The sequence below is a fragment of the Acinetobacter sp. ANC 5378 genome, assembly GCF_013004315.1.
GTDB lineage: Bacteria > Pseudomonadota > Gammaproteobacteria > Pseudomonadales > Moraxellaceae > Acinetobacter.
Window position 1 is genome coordinate 1 of sequence record NZ_JABERK010000018.1, and the last position, 23,972, is coordinate 23,972.

Genomic DNA, 23,972 nt, shown 5'->3' on the forward strand with positions numbered 1-23,972 from the left:
AAGAGCGGATAGAACAGATAGAGACTGCTCTAAATAATCGTCCTAGAAAGACACTGGGCTGGTATACACCCAGTGATATTATGGCTGGTTTTTATACTGTTGCACTTGCCGCTTGAATCCGCCTTTTTAAAACATGACTATTTTGTGACATAAACATGTCATTCATATGACAGCGGAAAAATAGTCTGGATTAATTGTGATTAGAAATCAGGGTTTAGGCTTCTCGGTTGATAAATCAGAGTTTTTCAAAATATAGTCAATTTCATCTTGGCTGGCTTGATGTAACTTGGCACGAAAGACCGTCACCGCCTGTTCAATGAGTGTTTCCGCTTCTAACTCTAGACGTAAACGCACGCTTTCCAGTTCCGAGAGCACTTCATGGTCATGAATCGACAGCATGCCTTTGGAAAAGTTCAGTGCCGAGCCTTCAGGATTCTTATGATAACGCGCTGTATAAACTTGGGTTTCATGATCTAAAGTTTGACGAATAAAGGCCAAAGTTTGGGTTTGCTCGGCAAATTGTCTGGCTTCATCTAACTGCAAGGCTTGAGCATAGGCAGCTTGTGCTGCACGTTTATTTTCCAGTGATTGCTCTAAAGCACGTTGCTTGCGAAGACGGGCTTCTTCAATCAATTGTGCCTTACGTTCGATATAAGCACGTTCAATTTTTTCATAAGAGAGCTGTTGTGCTTCTTTATCCTTTTCCAACCACTTTTGAATATTGGTTTCAGGTTTCAGTACATTGCAGACGCGGTGTAGGTCATCAATAAATGCCTGACGAACAGCCTCAGGCACATTTAACCAGCGCTGTTTAAAATCTTGACCGACATTTAATGCCACCACATATCTCCTTATTGCAATTGATCGGCTAAAGCTTGAACGTTCGCGGTTCAATACCTAGGCGTCGATATTGTTTAAATTTTTCACGCCCCAACTGTTTTGCCGATTCATTATTTTCGATGATTTCTATAATGTGACTAAATTTATCAATCTGTTCAAGGGCTTGATTGTTAAAATTAAACACAATCCAGTCAGATTGTTCCGGCAGCCGAGATGAAATACAAATCGTGGCCTGTTCCTGATCAATCCCATGCGGAATAAAACTGCTGGGATCAAAACTCCATAATCGTTCATCTAACTGCTGTTGCAAGTCCAAATTTTCACAATACAACCAGATACGTTCCGGTTGTTTCAGAATCTTGCGGCATAAACGGCAAGTGCTTTCCACTTGCCGTTCGGGACTTTTTTCAAATAAGTAAAAGCTAACTTTAGCCATTCGACTGCGCACGATTCGCCAGGAATTGAACCAGTAATGGAACAGGGCGGCCGGTTGCACCTTTCGCTGTACCTGAGTTCCAGGCTGTTCCAGCGATGTCTAAATGTGCCCAGCGGTATTCGCGGGTGAAGCGTTGCAAGAAACATGCTGCAGTCACCGAGCCGGCTTTAGGGCCACCAATATTGGCAATGTCGGCAAATGGAGAATCAAGTTGCTCTTGATAGTCTTCAAGTACCGGCATGCGCCACACACGGTCAAATGAGGTTTGACCAGCAGCACTGATTTCCGCCGCCAGTTCGTCATCCGGGGTGAACAGGCCGGTTAGAACCGAACCTAAAGCCACCACACATGCACCGGTTAAGGTTGCGATATCAATCACCAGAGCTGGGTTGAAACGTTTGATGTAGGTCAGGGTATCGCATAAAACCAAACGACCTTCAGCATCGGTATTTAAAATTTCCACTGTTTGACCGCTCATCGTGGTCACGATATCGCCCGGACGGGTGGCATGACCTGAAGGCATATTTTCAGCTGCAGCAATGGTACCGACTACATGAATTGGCAGTTTTGATTCACACAGCGCACGCATCGTACCAAGTACAGAAGCTGCACCACACATGTCAAATTTCATTTCATCCATACCCGCACCAGGTTTGAGTGAAATACCGCCGCTATCAAAAGTCACGCCTTTACCAACCAGTACGATAGGCGCCTGTTCGGTATTGGCCTGGTATTCCATGGTAATGATGCGTCCCGGACGATTTGAACCTTTGCTGACGGCCAGGAAAGCGCCCATACCAAGGTCGGTCATTTGCAGTTCATCAAGAACGGTTACTTTTAATAGATCCGGATATTCAGCCGCCAATGTTTGTGCCTGTTCCGCCAGATATTCAGGAAAACAGATATTGCCTGGACGGTTACCCAAATCACGGGCCAAGCTTTGACCGGATTGCACTGCATGGATCAAGTCAAGTTGTTGTGAATTTAAAGTGCTATTGTTTGCAATCAGATGAATGTCTTCAAGGATGAATTCATTTTTCTTCGATTTATATTCATCAAAAGCATAACTGGCTTGAGTCAAAGCCAAAGCAAATAAATAATGATGTTCAGGTGCTAAGGCAGAAATATCAATACTGATCTGTTTGAATTTTTTTTGTGACGCTTTGATAATGGTTTGTGCGATTTTTGCTAATTTAGCAGGCTGAATTTCAGCGGCTTTATCGATTCCAATGAGCGCACTATTGGTACATGCTGCCACTTTCCCGACAAGAGCTAAAGATTCGCTTAGACCGGCTTTAAATTGTGCGGCTTCTACTAAAGTATTTAAATCATTGATTTCATAAGCAGTCGCTGCGTTTTGAAGCTGCTCAGAATCGACTAATATCAACAAATAGGGGCTAGATGCATTCTCTTGGAATGACGTATTAATTGTCAGTTTCATGTTCTGTATTCATGCCTTTGAAAGTTTGCAAACCATTAAACCATTGAAACATTTCTATGAATAGAGTTTCAATGCGCAACAACAGTATAGGTTTTATATTTTCACCATTCGGGTAAACTAGCGCTAGTTTTTATTAGCCTCTTTTTTGGAAGAATTAATTTGATTATTCGGCGTTATCTGGTCAAGCAAGTGGTGTCTACATCCTTGGTTGTGATTGCCTTGCTTACCTTGATCATGATGGGTGGTCGACTGATCAAGTACTTTGGCATTGCGGCACAAGGTCGTTTAGATGTCAGTATTTTGTTCAGCATTATTGGTTATCGACTGCCAGAATTTTTAACCCTGATTCTTCCACTCGGCTTTTTTATCGGTTTGATGCTGGTGTTTGGCCGTCTGTATGTCGACCATGAAATGGCGGTAATGAACGGCAGTGGTATCAGTCGGCATCAGCTGGGGCGCTTACTGATTCCGCTGACCGTAGTTTTTCTGGCAGCTCAAACTGTATTGATGGTGTGGATGTCGCCTTGGGGGCTGCGTCAGTTTGAAGAGTTGACCACCAATCAGGCGGTCAGAACCGGTTTCGATCTGGTGCGTCCTAAAGAATTTATTTCCTCGGGTCCCTATACCATTTATGCCGGGGACTTGTCAGAAGACCGTCGTAATCTCAAAGATGTGTTTTTCTACCAACGCGCGGAAAAACCGGGTAAACCTGATGTCATGATTCTGGCCAAGGAAGCAACTCGTGTAGAAGTTGCCAATGAAACGGCCAGTATTGTCGATTTATCTGAAGGGCGCCGTTACGAAATTTTCCCAGGCACACCCAAATATACTCAGGCTGAGTTTCAGTCTTACCGTTTACGTCTGGAAAGTGATAAAGAAGCCAAATTTGAAAGTGCTGAAGTGGAAGGTTTACCGATTGCTAAGCTATGGAGCAATCGTAATGATCCAGTGGTTGTGAGTGAATTGGGCTGGCGGATCTTCGTTCCATTTTCAGTGCTTGTGGCTTTAATCTTGGCGATTGCACTTTCAGAAGTCAGTCCTCGTCAAGGACGTTATTTAAAACTATTCCCGGCTTTACTGATTTTCGCCAGTTTGATTGTGGCACTGATGGCAGTGAAAACCCGTGTCAGTAAAGATGAGTTAGGAATTTGGGCATATCCTTTGGTATTGGTCGTGTACGGCATTGCTGGAGCCTTGTTCTCCCGAAAACAAAAGCTCGCCCCTAAAATCAAGAAACGAATTCAGCAGGCGAGGTCTTAAAATGTTAGCACGTCGAATAATTGCCAAACATGTGACCAAAACCACGGCCCTAGCCATGCTGGGTGCAACGGCTATTTTGTCGGTTCTGCAAGTTTTATTTACCTATTTAGGTGAATTAGGTTCCTTGAATGAAACCTATAATGCATGGCAGGCACTGCAATATGTGTTATGGGGTGCACCCAATTACCTCTATGAAATTTTACCGATCTCTGCATTGATTGGGGCGGTACTTGGTCTGGGCACTTTGGCTTCCAATAGTGAACTGGTGGTGATGCGTTCAGTCGGTATTAGCTTATGGCGCATTGTCGGTTGGGTGATTCGCTCCGCATTAATCTTGGTGGTTTTGTCTTTTGTACTCAGTGAATGGGTGATTCCATATACCAATGAACAGGCTAAAAGTGTCAAAGACCATCGTAGTGTAAGCGAGCTCGGTGAAGTCAATGGTTACTGGACTCGCGAAGGTCAGCGCTTTATTTACATTGATTATGCCAATGCCAAAGGGCAGCTGAAACATGTTCAGGTGGTTGACTTTGATGATAATTATCGCTTGAAAGGTGTTTTAAATGCCGAGCAAGGTCAGTTTGTTAAAGATGGTGCTTGGAATCTAAAAACTGCTGCGCAAATGGATATTCTGCCGCAAGGTAATTCAACCCTGGTGAAAACCGATCAGCTGCCTCTGGCTTTAGCCTTGCAACCGAAATATGTGCATATGGTTACGATTGACCCTGAAGATTTATCGCCGAGTCAATTGGTGAGCTTTATGAGTTATATGCATGAATATAGCCAAGTCCCAAAAACCTATCAGCTGGCATTTTGGAAAAAAGTCGGTTCGCCATTTGCACTCATTGCCTTGGTACTGATTGCCTGTTCCTTTATTTTCGGTCCCTTGCGTCAACAGTCGATGGGTTTTCGTTTGGTGATTGCCTTATTTATTGGCTTGGGATTCTTTTATCTGCAAGACTTTTTGGGCTATGCAAGTTTGGTGTATTCACCTTCACCGGCATGGTTCGTATTTGTACCGATTATTTTCATGATTGTCGTCGGCGGTTATCTGCTGCGACGCGCACGTTAACAGACCCTACAGTGATAAAAACAATGTGCATGATCAGCTTTAGTCATGATCTGCACATAGAGTCTTGACCGAAAATTCGGTAAGATATGACGATTAAATTGTAAACAAAAGAGTGTTCATTATGACGGATGCAACTGCTGGCAAAATCCCTCACGTATTGGTAATTATGGATGGTGTGGGTCATCGCGAAGCGGTCGAAGACAATGCTTTCCTGGCAGCAAAACGACCAAATTTAACTGCTATGCAACAAAAGCATCCCCATGGTTTGATTTCAGGTTCGGGTGAAGATGTCGGACTGCCTGATGGTCAAATGGGCAACTCTGAAGTGGGTCACATGAACCTCGGTGCAGGTCGTGTGCTGTATCAAGATTTTACCCGTATCACCAAAGATATCCGTACTGGCGCTTTTTTTGAACATGAAGTGTTGATTGATGCGGTAGAAAAAGCCAAAGCAGCGAATGGTGCTGTGCATATTTTGGGTTTATTGTCACAAGGGGGCGTGCATGCGCATGAAGACCATATTGTGGCAATGGCTGAACTGGCACTAAAACGCAGTGCTAAAGTTTATCTGCATGCATTTTTAGATGGTCGTGATACGCCACCGAAAAGCGCGCAACCGTCTTTAGAAAAATTAGATGCATTGTTTGCCCAATATCCGGGTCAAGGCCGTATTGCGACCATGATTGGACGTTATTTTGCCATGGATCGTGACAATCGCTGGGATCGTGTTGAACAAGCCTACCGTCTATTGACTGAAGGTGAAGCAGTACGTATTGCCGCAACCGCGGTTGAAGGTCTGGAACAGGCTTATGCTGCAAATGAGTCTGATGAATTTGTAAAAGCCACCCGTATTGGTGAGCTGGCTAAAATTCAGAATGGCGACAGCGTTGTATTTATGAACTTTCGTGCCGACCGTGCGCGTGAAATTACCAAAGCTTTTGTTGAAAAAGATTTTGCCGGTTTTGAACGTAAAGTGGTTCCAAACCTGTCTAAATTTGTGATGTTAACGCGTTACCAGGCGACCATTGATGCGCCTGTGGCCTATATGCCAGAAGCGTTGAAAAACTCGATTGGTGAATACTTATCTGATTTGGGTAAAACACAGCTGCGTATTGCGGAAACAGAAAAATATGCGCATGTGACCTTCTTCTTCAGTGGTGGACGTGAAGATGAATATCCGGGTGAAAAACGTATCCTGATTCCATCGCCAAATGTTGCGACTTATGATCTTAAGCCTGAAATGAGCGCTTATGAAGTTACCGATGAACTGGTTGCTGCTATTAATTCGGGTGAATATGACTTGTTGGTGGTGAACTTTGCCAATGGTGATATGGTTGGACATACTGGTGTATTTGATGCTGCAGTGAAAGCTGTTGAAGCGGTTGATACTTGCCTCGGCCGGGTATATGAAGCAGTGATGGCACAAAAAGGCCATATGCTGATTACCGCTGACCATGGTAATGTCGAGCAAATGCAGGACTATCACAGTGGTCAGGTACATACCCAACATACTACAGAACTTGTGCCTTTCATCTATGTGGGGCCAACTTCAGCGACCATTGCTGAAGGTGGCGTACTTGCAGATGTCGCACCAACCTTGTTGAGCCTCATGCAAATTCCTGTACCTGAAGAAATGAAAGGTCGCAATTTGATTACTTTAAAATCATAAAATTAACCCGATAAACAGGTGAAAGGATGGCTTTACAACGCTGGAAGATGGTTGTCACTTTAACAACGTTATTCATGTGTGTGAGCCATTCTGCACTTGCTGCAGTGAAGGACCAGCCTGTTTTAGATTTTGATGATGAAGTCGAACAGAATTATGCTGAAGTTCCAGTGGAATCGATTCAGCAATTTGTTCAAATCTATAGCATTGTCAAAGAAAATTATGTTGATTCCAAAAATGACGAAGCCTTGTTTCAGCAAGCGATTAAAGGTCTGGTCAGTGGCCTAGACCGCTATTCTCACTACCTCAGTCCTGAAGATTATAAGCAATTATTACAATATACCGAAGGCGATATCGCCTCTGTCGATTTTGAACTGATTTATGATCAGCAGTTACATCAATGGGTGATTCAAGGCTTAAAGGATAATGCCGATTCGGCCAAGCAAGGTTTGCGCAATGGCGTGGCTGTATTTAAGATTGATGATCAAGAACTGAAAAAACTCAATCCTAATCAGGTTAATAGTCTACTCAATGGCTCGATTGGTTCGACCTTAACTTTGCAACTGGCACAAAATAGTCCCCCAATAAGTTTGGTTCGCAGTAAAAAAATAGAAACCGATATACAAGCCAGCGTTTTGCATAATCAGGTTTTAGTGATCAAAGTCAAAGTTTTTCAGCAAGATACTGCCAATGAGATTAAACGCTTAATTGAAGAACATTCTTCCTCACGTCTGAAAGCGGTGTTGCTGGATTTAAGAAATAATCCAGGTGGATTATTGTCGGCTGCCGTTGAAACGGCCGACTTATTTTTGAATCAGGGCGTGATTGTTTCTACCAAAAGCCGTTCTGAAGGCGATCAACAATTTCAAGCCTTACCGAGTTTTGAATTTCAAAATTTAAAGCTGGGTATTTTAATCAATAACCGCTCTGCATCAGCCGCCGAAGTCTTTACTGCGGCAATGAAAGACCATGGCCGCGCTTGGGTAGTGGGTGAAAAAAGCTATGGAAAAGGGGTGGTACAAAAACTTTTCCCGCTTTCCAACGGTGCCGCTTTACAGATGACGGTATCGCATTATTACACCCCGAAAGGGCAGATGATTGAAGGTGTCGGAATTCAGCCGAATCAGCAATACCTGCTGCAACATGAGATGAAAGAGGAAAACTATCTTGAACATGTTGCAGAAATCATTCTAAACCGTAAATAACGGTTTATTCATCATCAGTATCTAAGCCAAATTTCTTTAAGCGGTAACGCAAAGAGCGAAAAGACATGCCCAGTTTTTTGGCTGCGAGTGTTCTGTTCCAGTGGGTTAAGTTTAAGGCATTGAGTAAAATATCTTTTTCAATATTTTCCAGATAAAGCTCTAAACCTTCATCGGGTAACTTTTTAGAAGAAACCAGAATTTCACTACGAAAAGTAGGGCTAGATTCTTGCTGATGATCTAATGATGGGGCTGATGGATAACGTAACGGTGCACTTTGTAGATGCTGTAGGTCAATTTTATCTTCATCACTTAGGGTGATGGCGCGTTCGATAATATTACGCAGCTCTCGAACGTTACCGGGATAATATTGGCTCAGCAAAAAGTTTCTTGCACGTTCAGTCAGTTGTTTTTGTGGAATATCCCATTCTTGGCTAATTTTTTGAATAAAATGATGCGCCAATAAAATAATATCATCACCCCGTTCACGCAGTGGCGGAAGCACCAGATCCATCACATGAATACGGAAGAATAAATCTTGTCGAAATCTGCCTTGTTGCACCAAGGCATCCAAGTCTTGATGGCTGGCACTAATCACGCGAAAATCGACATCAATTTCAGTATCTGAGCCGACGGGACGAATCCGTTTTTCCTGTACGGCACGAAGCAGTTTGACTTGCATGGTTAAAGGCAGTTCAGCAATTTCATCCAGAAATAGACTACCGCCATGTGCAGATTGAATTAGACCTTGTTTGTCTTGAGTCGCTCCGCTAAAGCTGCCTTTCTTATGCCCAAACAGTTCACTTTCCATCAGTTCAGTTGGAATGGCACCGCAGTTAATCGCAATAAAAGGACCTTCATTACGATTACTTAAACGATGTACCAGATTGGCAATGACTTCTTTTCCGGTTCCCGATTCACCGCTAATAAATACAGGCGCCTGAGAACGGGCAATTTTATTTAAGGTAATGCGTAATTGCTGGATCGGCAGCGATTGTCCAATCAATAATTTTTGTTCCAGACGATCTTCTTTGCTTTGGAAATTTTCGATCGGTTTGTTCAACGCTTTTTGTAAGAGTTGTTCCAAATGTTTCTGATTGATGGGTTTGCTGACAAAATCAAAAGCACCTGCTTTTAATGCAGCAATCGCAATTTCCATATTGCCATATGCGGTCAGCACAGCCACAGGTAGGGCTGGAAGATGTTGACCAATCCATTCTACCAATTGCAGTCCATTACCATCCGGTAAATTTAAATCCGTTAAACAGGCATCATATTGATGATCGGAAAGGCATTTTTTTGCCTGTTCAAGACGATGTGCTATATGCGTTTTGATGCCCATGCGTGATAAAGACATTTGCATCAACGTACACAAATCTTCCTCATCATCCACCAATAAAACAAGTGGTTGTCTTTCCACAATTACACCCCAGCAATATTAATTTAAAGCAACACGTAGGCATTCTATTTGAAAGCATGCCCCTTGTTTTTGTTCTACATAGTTAAGTTTTGCTTGGTTTGCTTCACAAAAACTATGTGATAAGTACAATCCTAAACCAGTTCCCGTGATTTCGGTACTAAAAAAAGGTTGAAATAAATAGCTTAAGTTTTTGGATGCCACACCTGTACCAAAATCGCGAACTTCAATTCGGACATTGGATTCATGTGAGTAAATGTTTAACTCAATATGGGAGTGTTCAGGTGAATTATGACGAATGGCATTACGAATCAGGTTAATCAGAACTTGGCGAAATTGTGCTTCATCAAAAGTAATCGAAATTTTATTTTCTATCGTGCATCGAATTTGCTGGATGATATCAGATAAATCTTCTTGAATCATTTGCGGGATAAATTGATTCAGGTGGATCTGTACCGGATGGGTTTCCCTATTTCGCACCATATTCAGGGTGTCTTGGATGATGCGGTCAATACGCTGTGCTTGCTTTGAAATCATCTGGCTTAATAGCTTTTGTTGATCTGGATCGCTATCTAGCAACAGTTCGTTGGCTTGGGCAATCGCAGCCAAAGGATTGCGAATTTCATGGGCAATACTGGCCGACAGTTGCCCTAAAGCAGCCAGTTTTAATTGCTGTACCCTTTGATTCAGCTTACCGGCATCTTGCAGCACCAACAGGGTGAGAGTTTGATGGGGAACCATTAATTTTTGCACTTCGATATGCATATGATAACGGCTCAGCTGTGACTCGAATTGAAATTTTTCACCATCCTGAAGTTGCTCAAATTTAATGAGTTCAAATAAATCAGGCTGTATTTTGTATAAAGGGGATTTGTCATAGGCATAGAGTGGGGGAATCCCTAACAGCATGCACGCTGCAGGATTGCTCAGTACGATATGACAGTTTTCATCTAAAACCAGATAACCCAGTTCAATCTGTTCCAGAATATAACGGTTCAAATTTTGCAGTCGATTGAGTTCCAGAGATTGAGAAAAATTTAAATTTTCCAGCAATTGGAAACGCCGTACCGCAACCTGAGCACTGCCATAGACCACAAAAAACAGAAAAGCCAATAAGGCACTATTGCCAATATTATTGAGTGAAGAAAAATCAAAAATGCTGCCTAAAAAGATTTGATAAATCACGCTAATAACAGCAAAGAGGGTAATGATTAAGGCTTTTTTTGCATCTAATAATAAAGAAGCGGCAAAAATGGTAATCACGAACAGCAGACTTACATGCAGATTCGGACCATCCAACGCTAAAGTCAGTAAACTTAAAGCAATGACATCGACAGCAAATAACAGCGTCAGTTGTTGTGGAATGTTGGTTCGTATTTTTTTAAGACTCAGCAGTTGCATGCAGCCTATCGCTACAAAGCAAATGAGTACGTAAAGATAGAGCTGTGGATAGCGGTAATCTGTATTTAGCTGTGGGTAAGTGAGTGAAAAAATCAGCAGAAGACATGTTGCAATAATCAGTCTGTAGGCGCCATACCAGATGCCTAAATGATACTGATTAAACTCAAAATTTTTGGTGTTTTGCGTCATGCATGTCTTCTAGAAAGCTCAATCAAAAGTATTAAGGTTTAATCAGCCCATAACGAATGGCTAAGTGAGTCAGTTTCACATCACTGTCTAAATTTAACTTTTCAAAGATACGATAACGATAAGTATTGACGGTTTTGACACTGACAAAAAGTTTATCGGCAATTTCTTGTGCACTAATACAATTTACAACCATCATCGCAACCTGCATTTCACGTTCAGAGAGTGCATCAAATGGTGATTGTTGGGTATCTGAAAGGTATGAACTGGCTAGTTGCTCGGCAATGTCTGCACTGAAATACTTGCCCCCTTGCATGACTTTATTGATGGCACGAACCATTTCGGTGACAGGTGCACCTTTGGTGATATAACCTTTAGCGCCTGCTTTAAGCAATAATGATGGATAAGGTTCTTCAGCCAAGCCACTCACTGCAACAACTTTGGTTTCAGGTGCACTTTGCAACAGACGACGAGTGGTTTCTACCCCACCGATGCCCGGCATATTCACATCAAGTAAAACCACATTTGGATGATGGTGACGGACTAAGGTAATCGCTTCTTCCCCAGATTCAGCCTGACCAATCACTTGAACATCCGCATGGTCTTCGAGCATTCGGCAAATCCCGGTACGTACTAATTCATGATCATCTACTACTAAAACTGTGATCACCTATTTCTCCCCTCATATAAAAAAAGCAATTTTTTTGTTACATAAAGCAAAATAAGCTTGCAATGAAATGACAAAATTAGCAATCCTATTATTAATCTTTAAATGAAATGTTAAGCATAAAGGTTTATGCATAAAAGATGTTCACCTTTGTGTTTAAATGTAAGGCATATTTGAGGTAATACACAAATGTATCTTGCCTCCATGAGTTGAGTAAACCATCGTGAAAAATTCAAACAAGTCTTTAATGCATGTGCTGGGTATGTCCATCTTACTGAGCATGAGTTCTAGCAGTTTTGCAGAACTTATCATGGATGCTTCTGGAGGCACAGGTCAAGCTGCTTTAAACTGGTCTTCTGAAGAGGCCAAACAATTACTCAATGGCGATGTTTCGACATTTAGCGAAGAAGCAACGCCACAAGGTTCAACTAAAATTACCACTTCGGTGCGTAGTTCTAATGGTGTGGTTAAACAGTCTGCACCTAAAACTGTACAAATTCTGAATAATTCAAGCTTTGGCGATCAACCCTCTGTCAATGCACGTGCTGCTTTAGTGATGGATGGTCAAACAGGCGAAGTGTTATACAGTAAAAATAGTAATACCGCTTTCCCGATCGCATCCATTACTAAACTCATGACTGCAGTGGTGATCTCGGACGGACGTTTGAATATGTCGGAAAAGATCACTTTGCAACAAGCAGACTTTTCTTGTTCAGGTTGTAAAAGCTCAAGTTCAACCTTGCGTGCCGGTGACAGCATGAACCGTGCAGAAGCCTTGCTTTTTGCTTTGATGAAATCTGAAAATCCAGCAGCAGCTGCTTTAGCCCGGACTTATCCAGGTGGTCGTGCCGCTTTTGTGAGTGCGATGAATGCTAAAGCCAAATCCTTGGGTATGAATTCAACCCATTATTTAGAATCAACGGGTTTGCATCCAGGAAATGTTGCTTCTGCGCGTGACTTGGGGATTTTAGTCAATGCGGCATCACAATATGGCTTGATTCGTCAGTTCTCCACTACGCCGACCTACGATTTTAATTTAGGTTATCGGGTATTGAAATCGAACAACACCAATGCTTTGGTGCGTAATGGTGGCTGGAATATTAATATTTCAAAAACCGGTTATATCAATGAAGCAGGGCGTTGTGTGGTCATGCATACCACATTAAATAATCGTCCAGCGGTTGTCGTATTGCTGGGTGCAGATTCTTCCCAAGCACGTACCAATGATGCAACCCGTTTAATGAGTTGGGTAAGCCAACTTCCAAAACGTATCTAATTTCGTTGATCTAATATCGCTTTATTTATAGCGTAAAAAAGCCCTGCAATTGCAGGGCTTTTTTTATTTCTAATGATGCTAAAAGAATTACATATTAGAAAGAATAGATTCTTTCACTTGATTCATCGTTGCATCAATCGACAGCATGACTGCATCAGAACATTGTTTGATGGCAGTGTCAGGGTCTTTCAAACCGTTACCTGTCACAGTACAAACAATCACTGAACCTTCTTTAATTTTGCCCGCTTTAATGTCACGAATTGCACCGCCCACAGACGCTGCAGACGCAGGTTCTACGAACACGCCTTCGTACATTGAAAGTAAACGTTGTGCTTCAAGAATCTCGGTATCAGTCAGTTCATCAAACCAACCATTCGAGTCACGAACCACTGCTTTCGCATGGTTCCAGCTTTGTGGGTTACCAATACGGATGGCAGTCGCAACAGTTTCAGGGTTTGCAACAGGGCCACCACGTAGGAATGGTGCAGCGCCAGACGCTTGATAACCTGCCATAATTGGAAGGCCAGCAGGTTTAGGACCAGTGAAAGCATCTGTTTCAGCATCGTAAATCACTTGCTCAAACTGTTCTTTCGGCTGATTGGCAACTGCTTCGGTATAACCCATCCAGTGTGCAGTGATGTTACCCGCGTTACCCACTGGCAAGCAGTGGTAATCAGGCGCTTGACCTAAAGCTTCAACAATTTCGTAAGCAATGGTTTTTTGACCTTGCAAACGGTACGGGTTGATTGAGTTTACAATGGTTACAGGTGCTTGATCAGCCACTTCTTTAACCAGGCGCATGCCGTCATCGAAGTTGCCGCGAATTTGCATGGTGATTGCACCGTACATCATTGCTTGTGCCATTTTACCCATGGCAATTTTGCCTTCCGGGATTAAAACAAACGCTTTGATGCCTGCACGTGCAGCATAAGCAGCAGCGGCAGCTGAGGTATTACCGGTAGAGGCACAAATAATGGCTTTAGAGCCCTCTTCAACCGCTTTGGTTACGGCCATGGTCATACCACGGTCTTTAAATGAACCAGTCGGGTTTAAGCCTTCGTACTTCACATAGATTTCAACATCTTTACCAATAATGCGTGGAATGTTCTCAAGCTTGATCAGTGGCGTATTACCTTCGCCTAAAGAGATTGCACGAGTGGTTGCAGATACTGGTAAACGGTCACGATAACGGTCAACTAAACCAGTATAACGATTGGCATTAGACATGATGATGTTCCAATTGTGTGTAGAGCTTGGCAAGGGGAAATACTCCCCTCAACCCGATTAATTATCAAGCGATTCTAAACGAATCCGTACAATTTCGCCATGAATGAAAGGCAATGCTTGAATCTGTTTTAACGCTTCATCCATTTTTGATTCAACGATAGGATCAGTTAAAATCACGATCGGAATAAGGTCTTTTAAGCGCGGTTGCTGCATGATGGCGTCAATACTGATTCCGGCACGACTTAAAATCGTGGTGACATCGGCAAGCACGCCCATTTGATCTTCGGCATTAATACGAATGTAATAGCCCGTGGTCATTTGTTCACGCGTTAAAATTGGCAAATCCGTTAAGGCTTCAAAGGCCAATTGCGGAATGGTTCCGGCGCCATCTTCGGTATAAATGATATCACGAACGATATCCACTACATCCGCGACAACCGCAGAAGCGGTTGGACCTGCACCTGCGCCAGCACCGTAATAAAGGGTTGGACCGACTGCATTGGCTTGTACCAGAACCGCATTTTTCACGCCGTTAACATTGGCAATCAGCTGATCATCTGGAATTAAAGTCGGATGCACACGTAATTCAATTCCGGCATCGGTACGGCGTGCAATACCCAAGTGTTTGATACGGAAGCCCAAGTCTTCTGCATATTTCACATCTTGTGCAGTGACTTTGCCAATCCCTTCAGTAAAGACTTTATCAAACTGTAGCGGAATACCAAATGCACATGAAGCCAGAATCGTCAGTTTATGTGCAGCATCAATCCCTTCGACGTCAAAGGTAGGATCTGCTTCGGCATAACCCAGTTCTTGCGCTTCTTTCAGTACATCTTCAAAAGCACGACCTTTTTCACGCATTTCACTTAAAATGAAGTTGCCTGTACCATTAATAATACCTGCCAACCAGTCAATTTTATTGGCTGCCAAACCTTCACGGATGACTTTGATAATTGGAATACCGCCGGCAACCGCCGCTTCATAGGCAATCTGCACGGCATTGTCTTCGGCCGCTTTAAATAACTCATTGCCATGTTCAGCCAATAGCGCTTTGTTTGCAGTCACAATATGCTTGCCATGTTTCATGGCTTCCATGATGACTTCATAGGCAGGGTGGATACCGCCCATGACTTCAACCACGACATCAACATCAGGCTGACGCACGATATCGAGCAGATCAGCACTTTGTTTTACAGATTCTGGAAGATCCAAATCAGGACGCGGACGACGTGTACCGACATGGGTAATTTCAATTTCTCGACCGGTGCGACGTCTAATCTCAGCAGCGTTTTCTTTTAAAAGTTTAAGGGCACCACCACCTACAGTACCAAGACCGAGGATTGCCAGACGAACTGGTTTCACGTCACACTCCAATATCTAATCAATTTTAAGCGAACCTAGATCATAGCTAAAAAAAGCATGAGACTCTAGGAAAGAAATAACTTTATCTGCAACTATAAAAAACAGTAATTTAACGAATAAAAATTAGTTATTTAAGCGCTCTACCAATTCCTCTGGAGATAGGTATCCACCGAGGTAAACACCCTCTTGATTATAAATCGCAGGGGTACCATTTACGCCCATATTCAGACCCAATTGGTACTGTGCTCGGACTGGATTTTTACAGGTTGCAGGAGCAAGCGGCGCACCGGCAATCGCTTGATTAAAAGCAGCCTGACGATCTTCACTACACCACACGCTTTCCATGGCTGGCATGAACTGTTCGCCACGTGGCCATGCGATATAACGCACTTCAATGCCTTTGGCATTAATTTCGCTCATGTGTTCATGCAGTTTATGGCAATACGGACAGCTGGCATCGGTAAATACATACACAATATGCTTGGTTTTGCCTTGGGCTTTATAAACCAGCAGGTCTTCAGTTTTTAAGCTCGCCAGTAGTTTTTTATTGGCAGCAGATTGCAGGTTTTCACTGACATTGTGAATTTTACTGTCGCCTAAACGCAGTACATCCCCTTGAATAATGTATTTCCCATCTGCGGTGGCATAAACCGATGACATACCTTCAAGATTGACCCAATACAGATTCGGTACTTCAGTGGCTTTAATATCTAAAACTTTGGCATTGATATTGGCTTTTTTAAAGTGCTGTTGCAGAGTATTAATCAAACGCTGCTGTGCATTGCGCTCGGAAATATTCGATGCCTGTCCGGTTGCGGGTGCACTAGCAGTTAAAGTGCCTTGCTTTTTTTCATCGTTATTTGAGTTGGAACAGGCAGTGATTAGCAGGCTACTTGCGAAGGTGCATGCAATAAAAATTTTTGAGCGGGTAAATGACATAAATAACCCTTTCTTTTAGCTATAGATAAAAATTGGTGGCTTAGCATAACAAAAAAAAAGCCACGCTCGTTAACACTTCTTGGTCTTAGATGATGAATGAAGATCAGGCTAAGCACGCGGATGATGGGTAGCATGCAGTTGTTGCATTCGGATTTGAGCCACGTGGGTATAAATTTGCGTGGTCGATAAATCACTATGACCCAATAACATCTGAACGACACGTAAGTCTGCGCCATGATTGAGTAAATGGGTGGCAAAGGCATGGCGTAAAGTATGCGGCGATAATTCGGCCTGCACCTCAGCTTGGAGCGCATAGCGTTTAATCGCATACCAAAAATTTTGTCGGCTCATAATGCCACCGTGCTGGGTTAAAAAAACATAGTCGGTGGCAGATTTATACAGACTGGAACGTGCTTCATTCAGATATTTTTCAATCCACTCACAAGCCACTTGTCCTAAAGGCACCAAGCGTTCTTTATTGCCTTTACCGACAATACGTAAATAGCCTTGTTTCAAATTAATCAATTCAAGGCGCAAATTAAGGAGTTCAGTCACCCGTAACCCGCAAGCATACAGCACTTCGAGCATGGCTCGATCACGTAAACCCAAAGCCGTTTCAACATCGGGGGCATGAATTAAGGCTTCAACTTCTTGTTCGGAAATATCTTTGGGTAGCGAACGACCAATTTTAGGCGTTTTGTGGGTCGCAACCGGATTGTCAGAGCGCAGCTTTTGTTCACGTAAAAATTTATAAAAAGAACGTAATGCAGAAAGTGATCGCGCAATCGAGCGCGGACTTTTGCCTTGTTTAGTCAGGTTTAATAGAACATCGGAAATGTCATCACTGTTCCAATCCGGCATTGAGTTGGGATTACATTCACTACATTGAACTAAATCAGACAGATAGGCATTACGGGTATGCGGACTGACGGTTTGTGCAATTAAATAATCTCGGAAACCCTGTAAAAAACTTAAATGTTCAGGAATGCTCACAGGAGCAGGGATACGAGGTTTTTTATTAAGCATGTCACTTCTACATTGAATGAAAAATCCAAGTTTTTCTTGGCTTGGATCAATTTAGAACAATTCTGCAGTAATGTCGATGTAACAGAACAAGATGAGAATTGGAATCAAACCTTACTTGGTAATTATTCTCATTTGTTTGTATACTGTTCAAAATATTTTAGGATTAGATGCGGTGCGTTTATCTGATTTAAAAGTGAAACAAACAGCCATCATCAGCAAAGTCAACAGAACTTTAGATGGCAATATTGCTCAAAACGATTTAGTGGCAAGTCGTTTAGAGACTCTAGGTTTTGTTCCGGGCACAAAAGTACAGGTTATTACCAAAGGTATTTTTGGTGGCGACCCGATTTTGATTCAAGTTGGATTTACCCGATTCGCACTGCGTAAAGTTGAAGCTGAAAAAATTGAAATTAATCTTGAGGGAGCACCTGCATGAGTGATGCGCTGCGTATTGCCCTGGTAGGTAACCCAAACTGCGGTAAAACATCATTATTTAACCATCTGACCGGTACCCGTCAAAAAGTCGCCAACTATGCCGGTGTCACGGTTGAACGTAAGGTGGGGCAGTTCACCTTGCCGTCGGGTAAACCGGTTCGCGTTCTGGATTTACCTGGAACTTATAGTTTAGATGCCACCAGTCCGGATGAAGCGATTACCCGTGATGTGGTACAAGGTAAAATTGCCGAAGAAGGTCAACAAGATGCGTTCTTGTGTGTGGTGGATGCCACGAACCTGAAACTGCATTTAGGTCTGGTTTTGGAAATGATCGAGCTAGGCCGTCCAATTCTACTTGTGCTGAATATGATGGATGAAGCGCGTCGCCGTGGCATGCAAATTAATACGCAAAAATTGTCGGAACGTTTAGGCATTCCTGTGGTGGAAACCGTTGCGGTGCGTAATTCGGGCATTGAAAACCTGATGAATGCGCTGGATCAAGGTAAATATTCGATCCCGCATACCGAGCTCAGCGGCTTGACGGGCGATAATCATCATAAAATCACTACGATTTTGCATGATGTGGTGTATTCAGTTGAGCAGGAAGATAAACGTTCCGACTTCCTCGATAAAATATTTTTACATCCAGTCTTCGGTTTGGTCAGTCTTGCACTAATGATGTTTGTGGTTTTTCAGGCGGTATTTGCCTGGGCTGCACCCTTTATGGATGGGATTGAAGCCTTCTTTGGCTGGCTGGGTGAATATGTTGGACAGCACATATCGCATCCATTACTGAACAGTTTGGTAGTCGATGGCATTATCGCGGGTGCGGGTGGTGTGGTGGTGTTCTTGCCACAAATTTTGATTCTGTTCTTCTTCATTCTAGTCCTGGAAGAATCAGGTTATTTACCGCGTGCTGCGTTTTTGCTGGATAAACTGATGTTTAAAGCCGGTCTTTCAGGTCGTGCCTTTATTCCGCTGTTGTCCAGTTTTGCCTGTGCGGTCCCGGGGATTATGGCAACCCGCAGTATTAGCGACCCACGCGATCGTTTAACCACGATTTTTGTTGCACCGTTAATGACCTGTTCAGCCCGTTTACCGGTCTATGCGTTATTGATTGCCGCCTTTATTCCTGAATATATGGTTTGGGGTGTGTTTAACCTGCAAGGTCTGGTGTTGTTTGCTCTATATATGGCCGGGATTGTCAGCGCGCTGATGGTATCTTTCGTTCTGAAATTCTTTCAAAAAGATAAATCACAACATATGTTGCTGATGGAATTACCAAGCTACCGTTTTCCAGATGTGAAAAGTATTTGGATTGGTTTGCTGGATCGCGCCAAGATCTTCCTGAAACGTGTCGGTGGCATCATTTTTGCGCTGTCTATTTTGCTGTGGTTCTTGTGTACCTTCCCGCAAGCCCCGCAGGGTGCGACTGCCCCGGCAATTGATTATTCCTTTGCTGGAATGCTGGGTCATGTGATGCAGCCGATTTTTGCTCCACTGGGCTTTAACTGGCAAATTTGTATCGCCTTGATTCCTGCCATGGCCGCACGTGAAGTGGTGGTGGCTGCATTGGGTACAGTCTATGCGCTTTCTGCGGTAGATGAGGATGCCATGTCACAAGGCTTGGCCTCTATTATCGGTGGCACAGGTGACCTGGGCTGGTCATTGGCGACCGGTTTATCACTGCTGGTCTGGTTTATCTATGCACCACATTGTCTGGCGACACTGGCAACGGTGAAACGTGAAACAGGTTCATGGAAAACCGTGAGCTTTATGACCGCTTATTTATTTGGTTTGGCTTATTTGATGTCTTTCCTGACCTATCAAATTGCAACCCACTATTTGGGTTAATTGGATTGGGTTAAGTTGACTGAAAATAATCTGCACAGGAGATTGAGATGATTGAAGTTGTGATTGTTGCGGCATTGGTGATGTGGAGTGCAATTGTGGTCTTCAAAAAGGTGTTTCCTGAGACGGCAAACTCAGTCTTCATGCAGTTGTCCAGTTTTTGTGCCAAGCAGGGCTGGCTCACTTTAGCCAAATGGTTAAAGCCGGCCATGGTTTTGGGCTGTGGTGGAAGTTGTGGCTGTTCTGCAACTGAGGATAACGTTAAGACTAAACCGGAAGTTCAGGCCGTAAAGTGGAAATAAATTCCGAGTTTGTGCTCAATTTAAAAAAACCGTCTTTTTTATGACGGTTTTTTTACGCGCGGACACAAAAAAAGACTCATAAAGTCAAAACAGAAAAAGCATTCAAAAGAGCAAAGTGCTAACATTTTGCCAGTTTTAAAAACATACCAAGATATGGGGTAAAAATGTTAATACAACGTGGTGGATTAAAAGTCGTTGCAGGACTCGGAATTTCAGGTGTTGCAGCAGTAAACTTCTTACATGAAAATGGCTACCGCGTTGCAGTAACAGATTCTCGAAAGACGCCACCGGGACACGATCAAATTCCAAGCGAAGTTCAAACCAGTTTTGGTCAGCTCGATCAAGAGATGTTATTACAGGCCGAAGAAATTGTGATTAGCCCGGGTCTTGATCCAAAACTTCCTGAAATTCAGATCGCGATTGCCAAGGGCATTCCTGTGGTCAGTGAAATCCAGATTTTACGCCGTGCCACAGATAAGCCGATTATGGCAATCACCGGTTCAAATGCCAAAAGTACCGTCACAACACTGATTGGCTTAATGGCGAAAGATGCGGGAATTAAAGTGGCAGTGGGAGGTAACCTTGGTCGTCCGGCACTGGATTTAACCAAGGATAATCCTGAACTGTATATTTTGGAACTTTCCAGCTTCCAGTTGGAAACCACCTCTAATTTGGCCGCAGAAGTCGCAGTTGTGCTTAATTTGAGTGAAGACCACCTAGACCGTCATGGCGATATGTTTGGTTATCACACTGCAAAACACCGTATTTTCCAAGGTGTGAAAAAAGTGGTGTTTAACCGTGATGACTCACTGACTCGTCCCTTGGTTCCAGATGCGACACCGATGCAAAGCTTTGGTTTAAATGCCCCGGATATGAATCAATACGGCATCTTAAAAGAAGATGATGGCACAATCTGGTTGGCACGTGGTCGTGAACGCCTGTTAAAAAGCACAGATATGTACATTCAAGGGACACATAATGTAGCCAATGCCTTGGCTTGCCTGGCTTTGGGTGAAGCGATCGGTTTGCCGCTGGACAGCATGCTGGAAACGCTGAAAACCTTTAAAGGCTTAGAGCACCGCTGTGAATTTGTCAAAGAAGTGAATGGCGTACGTTATTACAATGACTCCAAAGGTACCAATATTGGCGCGACATTAGCCGCTATTGACGGTCTGGGTGCTGCAATTGAGCCGCAACAGGGCAAAGTGGCGATTGTTTTAGGTGGTCAAGGTAAAGGGCAGGATTTTACGGCCTTACGTGATGCCCTCAGCAAATATGTCAAAGTCGCGGTATTGATTGGTGAAGATCGTGCAGTGATTGAAAAAGCCATTGCCGGAACAACAACATTGCTTCACGCGGAATCGTTAAAAGAAGCAGTAGAATTATGCCAACAAAATACACAAGCCAATGATGTGGTGCTATTGTCACCTGCATGTGCAAGTTTTGATATGTTTAAAGGTTATAGTGAACGTGGGCACCAGTTTGTTGAATGTGTGAACACACTTGCTTAGAAGAATGATAAGGAACGTTGTATGGCTGGGTTAGCTCAGACGACCATAAGTAAAATTAATCAGGTCTATAATGAGTGGGGAGCTAAAATCCCCGCTGAAGTTACACCGCGTAATGTGCTGATTTTTTGCGTGATTGCCTTGCTGTGTATCGGCTCAATCATGGTGGCATCGGCATCGATGCCCTATGCAGACCGGTTACATGAAAATGCATTTCACTATGTGATCCGACATGGGATTTCAATTCTTGTGGCTGCGGTAGCCGCATTTTTGACCTACAAAGTGTCGTTAAATATCTGGTTCAATAATACCTTTCCCTTGTGGATTATGACCATTCTGTTGCTGGCGGTGGTTTTAGTGGTCGGCACGGAAGTCAATGGTTCCACCCGATGGATTCGGATTGCCGGTTTTACCTTGCAGGCCTCCGAAGTCGCCAAAGTCATGATGGCTATTTTCACCGCCGATTACGTGGTGCGCAGGGCAGAAGAGGTTCGGAACAATCTCTCCGGTCTGTTCCGCTTGGGCGGGGTCATGGTGATTACGGTCGGTTTGATTCTGGCGGAACCGGACTTGGGTGCAACTGCAGTGATTGTCTTGATGATTTTGGGGGTGTTCTTTTTAGCCGGTGCACCACCAATCCAGTTTATCGGTTTTATGCTGGCGATTATTCTGGGTTTAGCTGCTGCGATTATCTTTGAGCCATACCGCTTACAACGCGCGCTATCTTTTACCGATCCTTGGGCTGATCCACTAGGCACCGGTTACCAGCTTTCCAACGCCTTAATGGCTTTTGGTCGGGGGGAATGGGTTGGAGTGGGGCTGGGACACAGTATCCAGAAAATGTCCTATCTCCCTGAAGCCCATACCGACTTTATGCTGGCAATTTTAGGTGAAGAGTTTGGCTTCTTTGGCATCGGTACCGTGTTGGTCTTGTCCTTTGTAATGCTGGTGTGCTGTATTAAAATCGGTCATCGTGCTTTGCAACACCAATATTTACGCGCAGGCTATTTGGCCTATGGCATCAGTATTATTTTCCTGCTGCAAATTCTGGTGAATGCAGGAATGAATATGGGCATGCTGCCAACCAAAGGTTTGACCTTGCCGTTTATTAGTTATGGCGGTTCATCGTTAATTATGTGTGCAGTGATGATCAGTTTGATTTTAAAAATTGATGCCACCACGCAAAAAGCCAATCCAAGTAAAGAAGAATCCAGCTTCTAAGTTTGCGAGTTGCTAAGTTTGGCTATTATTCCTTAATCTGGCTGAGCATGGTTTAACACTGTGCTTGGCATTTCAGTTCCACAATTCAGACATTTCACAAATTCTCCTTTCGCCTTTGAAAGGGGAATCAGTGGAATAAAAAATAAAGAAAAATAATTACGTTGCTGTTTTAATTCATATCCGCTTCTGGTCCTGCATACCGGGCAAAGAAACTGACTTTTTTCGATGACTTTGGTTTTCGGACCGATGCCAAAAATAAAAAACATAGACTGAGCTCTTTTTTGAGGTTTAGCTTTTAGCTTAGCGCATTTTTGATTTTATAAATAAGTGCCTTGCAGTTGCATTGTGTGTGGAATCTGTTGGGTATCCCACTGTGCGATAGCTTGCTTGAGCATATGTGCTGGAGTGTCTAAATCGACTTCAGCTTGATGCAAGGCGCGAATCGCTTGCTGGAGTAATTCAGGTACGCGGTTGAGATCGAGGGCTTGTGCCATGTTCTGTTTAGAGAGCTTTTGTCCCTGATCGTTCATGGCTAAAGGCAGGTGCATATATTCAAGTTTTGGATAACCCAGTACTGAACCGAGCCAGATTTGCCGTTCAGTGTTATCTAGCAGGTCTGCACCACGAACCACATGGGTCATACCTTGCAGATAATCATCCACCACCACAGCCAGTTGATAGTTAATAATGCCATCTCGACGCTTGAGCACAAAATCTCCAAGGTCTTGTTGCAGATTGGAACAGTGCGTTCCTTGCAGGCGATCGCTAAAGCAAATTTCTTGATCGGATACTTTGACACGAATGGCTTGCTGCTCAAAAGGCAGATTTAAATCGCGGCAAGTGCCAGTATAGATATGATTTGAACCCAGCATTTTTCGGGTACATTGGCAGGCATACACCAGATGGTTTTGATGCAGTTGATCAATGACAGCATCGTAGATGTCTAGGCGGTCTTTTTGGAAAATGATTTCTGCATCAGCTTCGAACTGAAAGGCTTCAATTGAACGCAGGATATGATCTTCACTACCGGGATAAATACGCGGAATGTCGGTATCTTCAATCCGAACCAGCCATTTACCATTATGCGCACGTGCATCACAGTAACTGGCGACAGCCGTAATCAGTGAGCCAAAATGCAAAGGGCCGGTTGGCGATGGCGCAAACCGACCCACATAAGCCATCCTGTTATCCCCCTCCTGGATTAAAGGAGGGGTTAGGGGAGGATTATTAAGCATTA

Annotated in this window: 22 protein-coding genes and 1 pseudogene; 11 read left to right on the top strand and 12 right to left on the bottom strand. The window is 43.5% G+C overall.

What is annotated here, in order from left to right:
- A pseudogene (locus HLH16_RS06115) lies at positions 1-116 on the top strand (IS30 family transposase); the annotation flags it as partial.
- A gap of 91 nt (positions 117-207) precedes the next feature.
- On the opposite strand, the gene blhA reads toward HLH16_RS06115, so the two are convergent.
- From blhA to HLH16_RS06130, 3 genes are read right to left on the bottom strand one after another with little or no spacing between them, the layout of a single operon-like run.
- Positions 208-843, bottom strand: coding sequence for a cell division protein BlhA (blhA, locus tag HLH16_RS06120; protein ID WP_252151787.1), 636 nt, complete (start codon positions 841-843; stop codon positions 208-210).
- Positions 844-868: 25 nt separating this feature from the next.
- Complete coding sequence (locus tag HLH16_RS06125) at positions 869-1,276, bottom strand: DNA polymerase III subunit chi (protein ID WP_171528663.1); 408 nt, start codon at positions 1,274-1,276, stop codon at positions 869-871.
- Positions 1,269-2,717 (bottom strand): leucyl aminopeptidase, encoded by a 1,449-nt coding sequence (locus HLH16_RS06130; RefSeq protein ID WP_171528664.1) that lies wholly within the window; start codon positions 2,715-2,717, stop codon positions 1,269-1,271. The genes HLH16_RS06125 and HLH16_RS06130 overlap by 8 nt, the downstream gene beginning before the upstream one ends.
- 159 nt (positions 2,718-2,876) lie before the next feature.
- On the opposite strand from HLH16_RS06130, the gene lptF reads away from it, so the two are divergent.
- From lptF to HLH16_RS06150, 4 genes are all read left to right on the top strand, one after another.
- Positions 2,877-3,977, top strand: a complete 1,101-nt coding sequence (lptF, locus tag HLH16_RS06135) for an LPS export ABC transporter permease LptF (protein WP_171528665.1) — start codon at positions 2,877-2,879, stop codon at positions 3,975-3,977.
- A 1-nt stretch (position 3,978) separates the two neighbouring features.
- Entirely contained in the window at positions 3,979-5,049 is a 1,071-nt protein-coding gene (gene lptG / locus HLH16_RS06140; protein WP_171528666.1) for an LPS export ABC transporter permease LptG, read from the top strand.
- 121 nt (positions 5,050-5,170) lie between these two features.
- Positions 5,171-6,718 (top strand): 2,3-bisphosphoglycerate-independent phosphoglycerate mutase, encoded by a 1,548-nt coding sequence (gpmI, locus tag HLH16_RS06145; protein WP_171528667.1) that lies wholly within the window; start codon positions 5,171-5,173, stop codon positions 6,716-6,718.
- Positions 6,719-6,744: 26 nt separating this feature from the next.
- Complete coding sequence (locus HLH16_RS06150; RefSeq protein WP_171528668.1) at positions 6,745-7,920, top strand: S41 family peptidase; 1,176 nt, start codon at positions 6,745-6,747, stop codon at positions 7,918-7,920.
- 4 nt (positions 7,921-7,924) lie between these two features.
- Here the strand turns inward: HLH16_RS06150 and HLH16_RS06155 are convergent, their stop codons facing one another.
- From HLH16_RS06155 to gacA, 3 genes are read right to left on the bottom strand one after another with little or no spacing between them, the layout of a single operon-like run.
- Complete coding sequence (locus HLH16_RS06155) at positions 7,925-9,340, bottom strand: sigma-54-dependent transcriptional regulator (RefSeq protein WP_171528691.1); 1,416 nt, start codon at positions 9,338-9,340, stop codon at positions 7,925-7,927.
- Between the two features lie 15 nt (positions 9,341-9,355).
- Positions 9,356-10,924: a sensor histidine kinase gene (locus HLH16_RS06160; RefSeq protein WP_171528669.1), complete on the bottom strand. Its 1,569-nt coding sequence runs from the start codon at positions 10,922-10,924 to the stop codon at positions 9,356-9,358.
- 31 nt (positions 10,925-10,955) lie between these two features.
- Positions 10,956-11,591 carry a response regulator transcription factor GacA gene (gene gacA / locus HLH16_RS06165; protein ID WP_131267965.1) on the bottom strand — a complete coding sequence of 212 codons (636 nt, stop codon included), beginning with the start codon at positions 11,589-11,591 and terminating at the stop codon, positions 10,956-10,958.
- A gap of 220 nt (positions 11,592-11,811) precedes the next feature.
- Between gacA and HLH16_RS06170 the strand changes: the two genes are divergently transcribed.
- Complete coding sequence (locus tag HLH16_RS06170) at positions 11,812-12,864, top strand: serine hydrolase (RefSeq protein ID WP_171528670.1); 1,053 nt, start codon at positions 11,812-11,814, stop codon at positions 12,862-12,864.
- Positions 12,865-12,951: 87 nt separating this feature from the next.
- Here the strand turns inward: HLH16_RS06170 and thrC are convergent, their stop codons facing one another.
- The 4 genes from thrC to xerD all read right to left on the bottom strand — a co-directional run bounded on the left by thrC (position 12,952) and on the right by xerD (position 17,418).
- Positions 12,952-14,091 carry a threonine synthase gene (thrC, locus tag HLH16_RS06175; RefSeq protein WP_171528671.1) on the bottom strand — a complete coding sequence of 380 codons (1,140 nt, stop codon included), beginning with the start codon at positions 14,089-14,091 and terminating at the stop codon, positions 12,952-12,954.
- A gap of 57 nt (positions 14,092-14,148) precedes the next feature.
- Positions 14,149-15,453 carry a homoserine dehydrogenase gene (locus HLH16_RS06180; protein WP_171528672.1) on the bottom strand — a complete coding sequence of 435 codons (1,305 nt, stop codon included), beginning with the start codon at positions 15,451-15,453 and terminating at the stop codon, positions 14,149-14,151.
- A 123-nt stretch (positions 15,454-15,576) separates the two neighbouring features.
- On the bottom strand, positions 15,577-16,392 hold the full coding sequence (locus HLH16_RS06185) for a DsbC family protein (protein WP_171528673.1): 816 nt from the start codon (positions 16,390-16,392) through the stop codon (positions 15,577-15,579).
- 108 nt (positions 16,393-16,500) lie between these two features.
- Complete coding sequence (gene xerD, locus HLH16_RS06190) at positions 16,501-17,418, bottom strand: site-specific tyrosine recombinase XerD (RefSeq protein WP_171528674.1); 918 nt, start codon at positions 17,416-17,418, stop codon at positions 16,501-16,503.
- A gap of 172 nt (positions 17,419-17,590) precedes the next feature.
- Between xerD and HLH16_RS06195 the strand changes: the two genes are divergently transcribed.
- From HLH16_RS06195 to ftsW, 5 genes are all read left to right on the top strand, one after another.
- The gene (locus HLH16_RS06195) at positions 17,591-17,854 is read left to right on the top strand and encodes a FeoA family protein (RefSeq protein ID WP_131289590.1); all 264 of its coding nucleotides are present in this window, start codon (positions 17,591-17,593) and stop codon (positions 17,852-17,854) included.
- On the top strand, positions 17,851-19,707 hold the full coding sequence (feoB, locus tag HLH16_RS06200) for a ferrous iron transporter B (protein ID WP_171528675.1): 1,857 nt from the start codon (positions 17,851-17,853) through the stop codon (positions 19,705-19,707). The genes HLH16_RS06195 and feoB overlap by 4 nt, the downstream gene beginning before the upstream one ends.
- A 47-nt stretch (positions 19,708-19,754) precedes the next feature.
- Positions 19,755-20,006, top strand: a complete 252-nt coding sequence (locus tag HLH16_RS06205; protein ID WP_171528676.1) for a DUF6587 family protein — start codon at positions 19,755-19,757, stop codon at positions 20,004-20,006.
- 164 nt (positions 20,007-20,170) lie between these two features.
- On the top strand, positions 20,171-21,517 hold the full coding sequence (gene murD / locus HLH16_RS06210; protein ID WP_171528677.1) for a UDP-N-acetylmuramoyl-L-alanine--D-glutamate ligase: 1,347 nt from the start codon (positions 20,171-20,173) through the stop codon (positions 21,515-21,517).
- A gap of 21 nt (positions 21,518-21,538) precedes the next feature.
- Complete coding sequence (gene ftsW / locus HLH16_RS06215) at positions 21,539-22,735, top strand: putative lipid II flippase FtsW (RefSeq protein ID WP_171528678.1); 1,197 nt, start codon at positions 21,539-21,541, stop codon at positions 22,733-22,735.
- Positions 22,736-22,767: 32 nt separating this feature from the next.
- Here ftsW and HLH16_RS06220 read toward each other — a convergent pair whose 3' ends face one another.
- Positions 22,768-23,001 (bottom strand): zinc-ribbon domain-containing protein, encoded by a 234-nt coding sequence (locus HLH16_RS06220; protein ID WP_171528679.1) that lies wholly within the window; start codon positions 22,999-23,001, stop codon positions 22,768-22,770.
- 51 nt (positions 23,002-23,052) lie between these two features.
- Entirely contained in the window at positions 23,053-23,970 is a 918-nt protein-coding gene (gene gluQRS, locus HLH16_RS06225; protein ID WP_171528680.1) for a tRNA glutamyl-Q(34) synthetase GluQRS, read from the bottom strand.
- Positions 23,971-23,972 lie beyond the last annotated feature (2 nt).

Coding starts and splice junctions, on each gene's coding strand:
- HLH16_RS06205 (WP_171528676.1), top strand. CDS start 19,755: ATGATTGAAGTTGTGATTGTTGCGGCATTGGTGATGTGGAGTGCAATT.
- thrC (WP_171528671.1), bottom strand. CDS start 14,091: ATGTCTAATGCCAATCGTTATACTGGTTTAGTTGACCGTTATCGTGAC.
- HLH16_RS06160 (WP_171528669.1), bottom strand. CDS start 10,924: ATGACGCAAAACACCAAAAATTTTGAGTTTAATCAGTATCATTTAGGC.
- HLH16_RS06150 (WP_171528668.1), top strand. CDS start 6,745: ATGGCTTTACAACGCTGGAAGATGGTTGTCACTTTAACAACGTTATTC.
- HLH16_RS06185 (WP_171528673.1), bottom strand. CDS start 16,392: ATGTCATTTACCCGCTCAAAAATTTTTATTGCATGCACCTTCGCAAGT.
- HLH16_RS06130 (WP_171528664.1), bottom strand. CDS start 2,717: ATGAAACTGACAATTAATACGTCATTCCAAGAGAATGCATCTAGCCCC.
- ftsW (WP_171528678.1), top strand. CDS start 21,539: ATGGCTGGGTTAGCTCAGACGACCATAAGTAAAATTAATCAGGTCTAT.
- gpmI (WP_171528667.1), top strand. CDS start 5,171: ATGACGGATGCAACTGCTGGCAAAATCCCTCACGTATTGGTAATTATG.
- HLH16_RS06125 (WP_171528663.1), bottom strand. CDS start 1,276: ATGGCTAAAGTTAGCTTTTACTTATTTGAAAAAAGTCCCGAACGGCAA.
- lptG (WP_171528666.1), top strand. CDS start 3,979: ATGTTAGCACGTCGAATAATTGCCAAACATGTGACCAAAACCACGGCC.
- xerD (WP_171528674.1), bottom strand. CDS start 17,418: ATGCTTAATAAAAAACCTCGTATCCCTGCTCCTGTGAGCATTCCTGAA.
- feoB (WP_171528675.1), top strand. CDS start 17,851: ATGAGTGATGCGCTGCGTATTGCCCTGGTAGGTAACCCAAACTGCGGT.
- gluQRS (WP_171528680.1), bottom strand. CDS start 23,970: ATGCTTAATAATCCTCCCCTAACCCCTCCTTTAATCCAGGAGGGGGAT.
- murD (WP_171528677.1), top strand. CDS start 20,171: ATGTTAATACAACGTGGTGGATTAAAAGTCGTTGCAGGACTCGGAATT.
- HLH16_RS06220 (WP_171528679.1), bottom strand. CDS start 23,001: ATGTTTTTTATTTTTGGCATCGGTCCGAAAACCAAAGTCATCGAAAAA.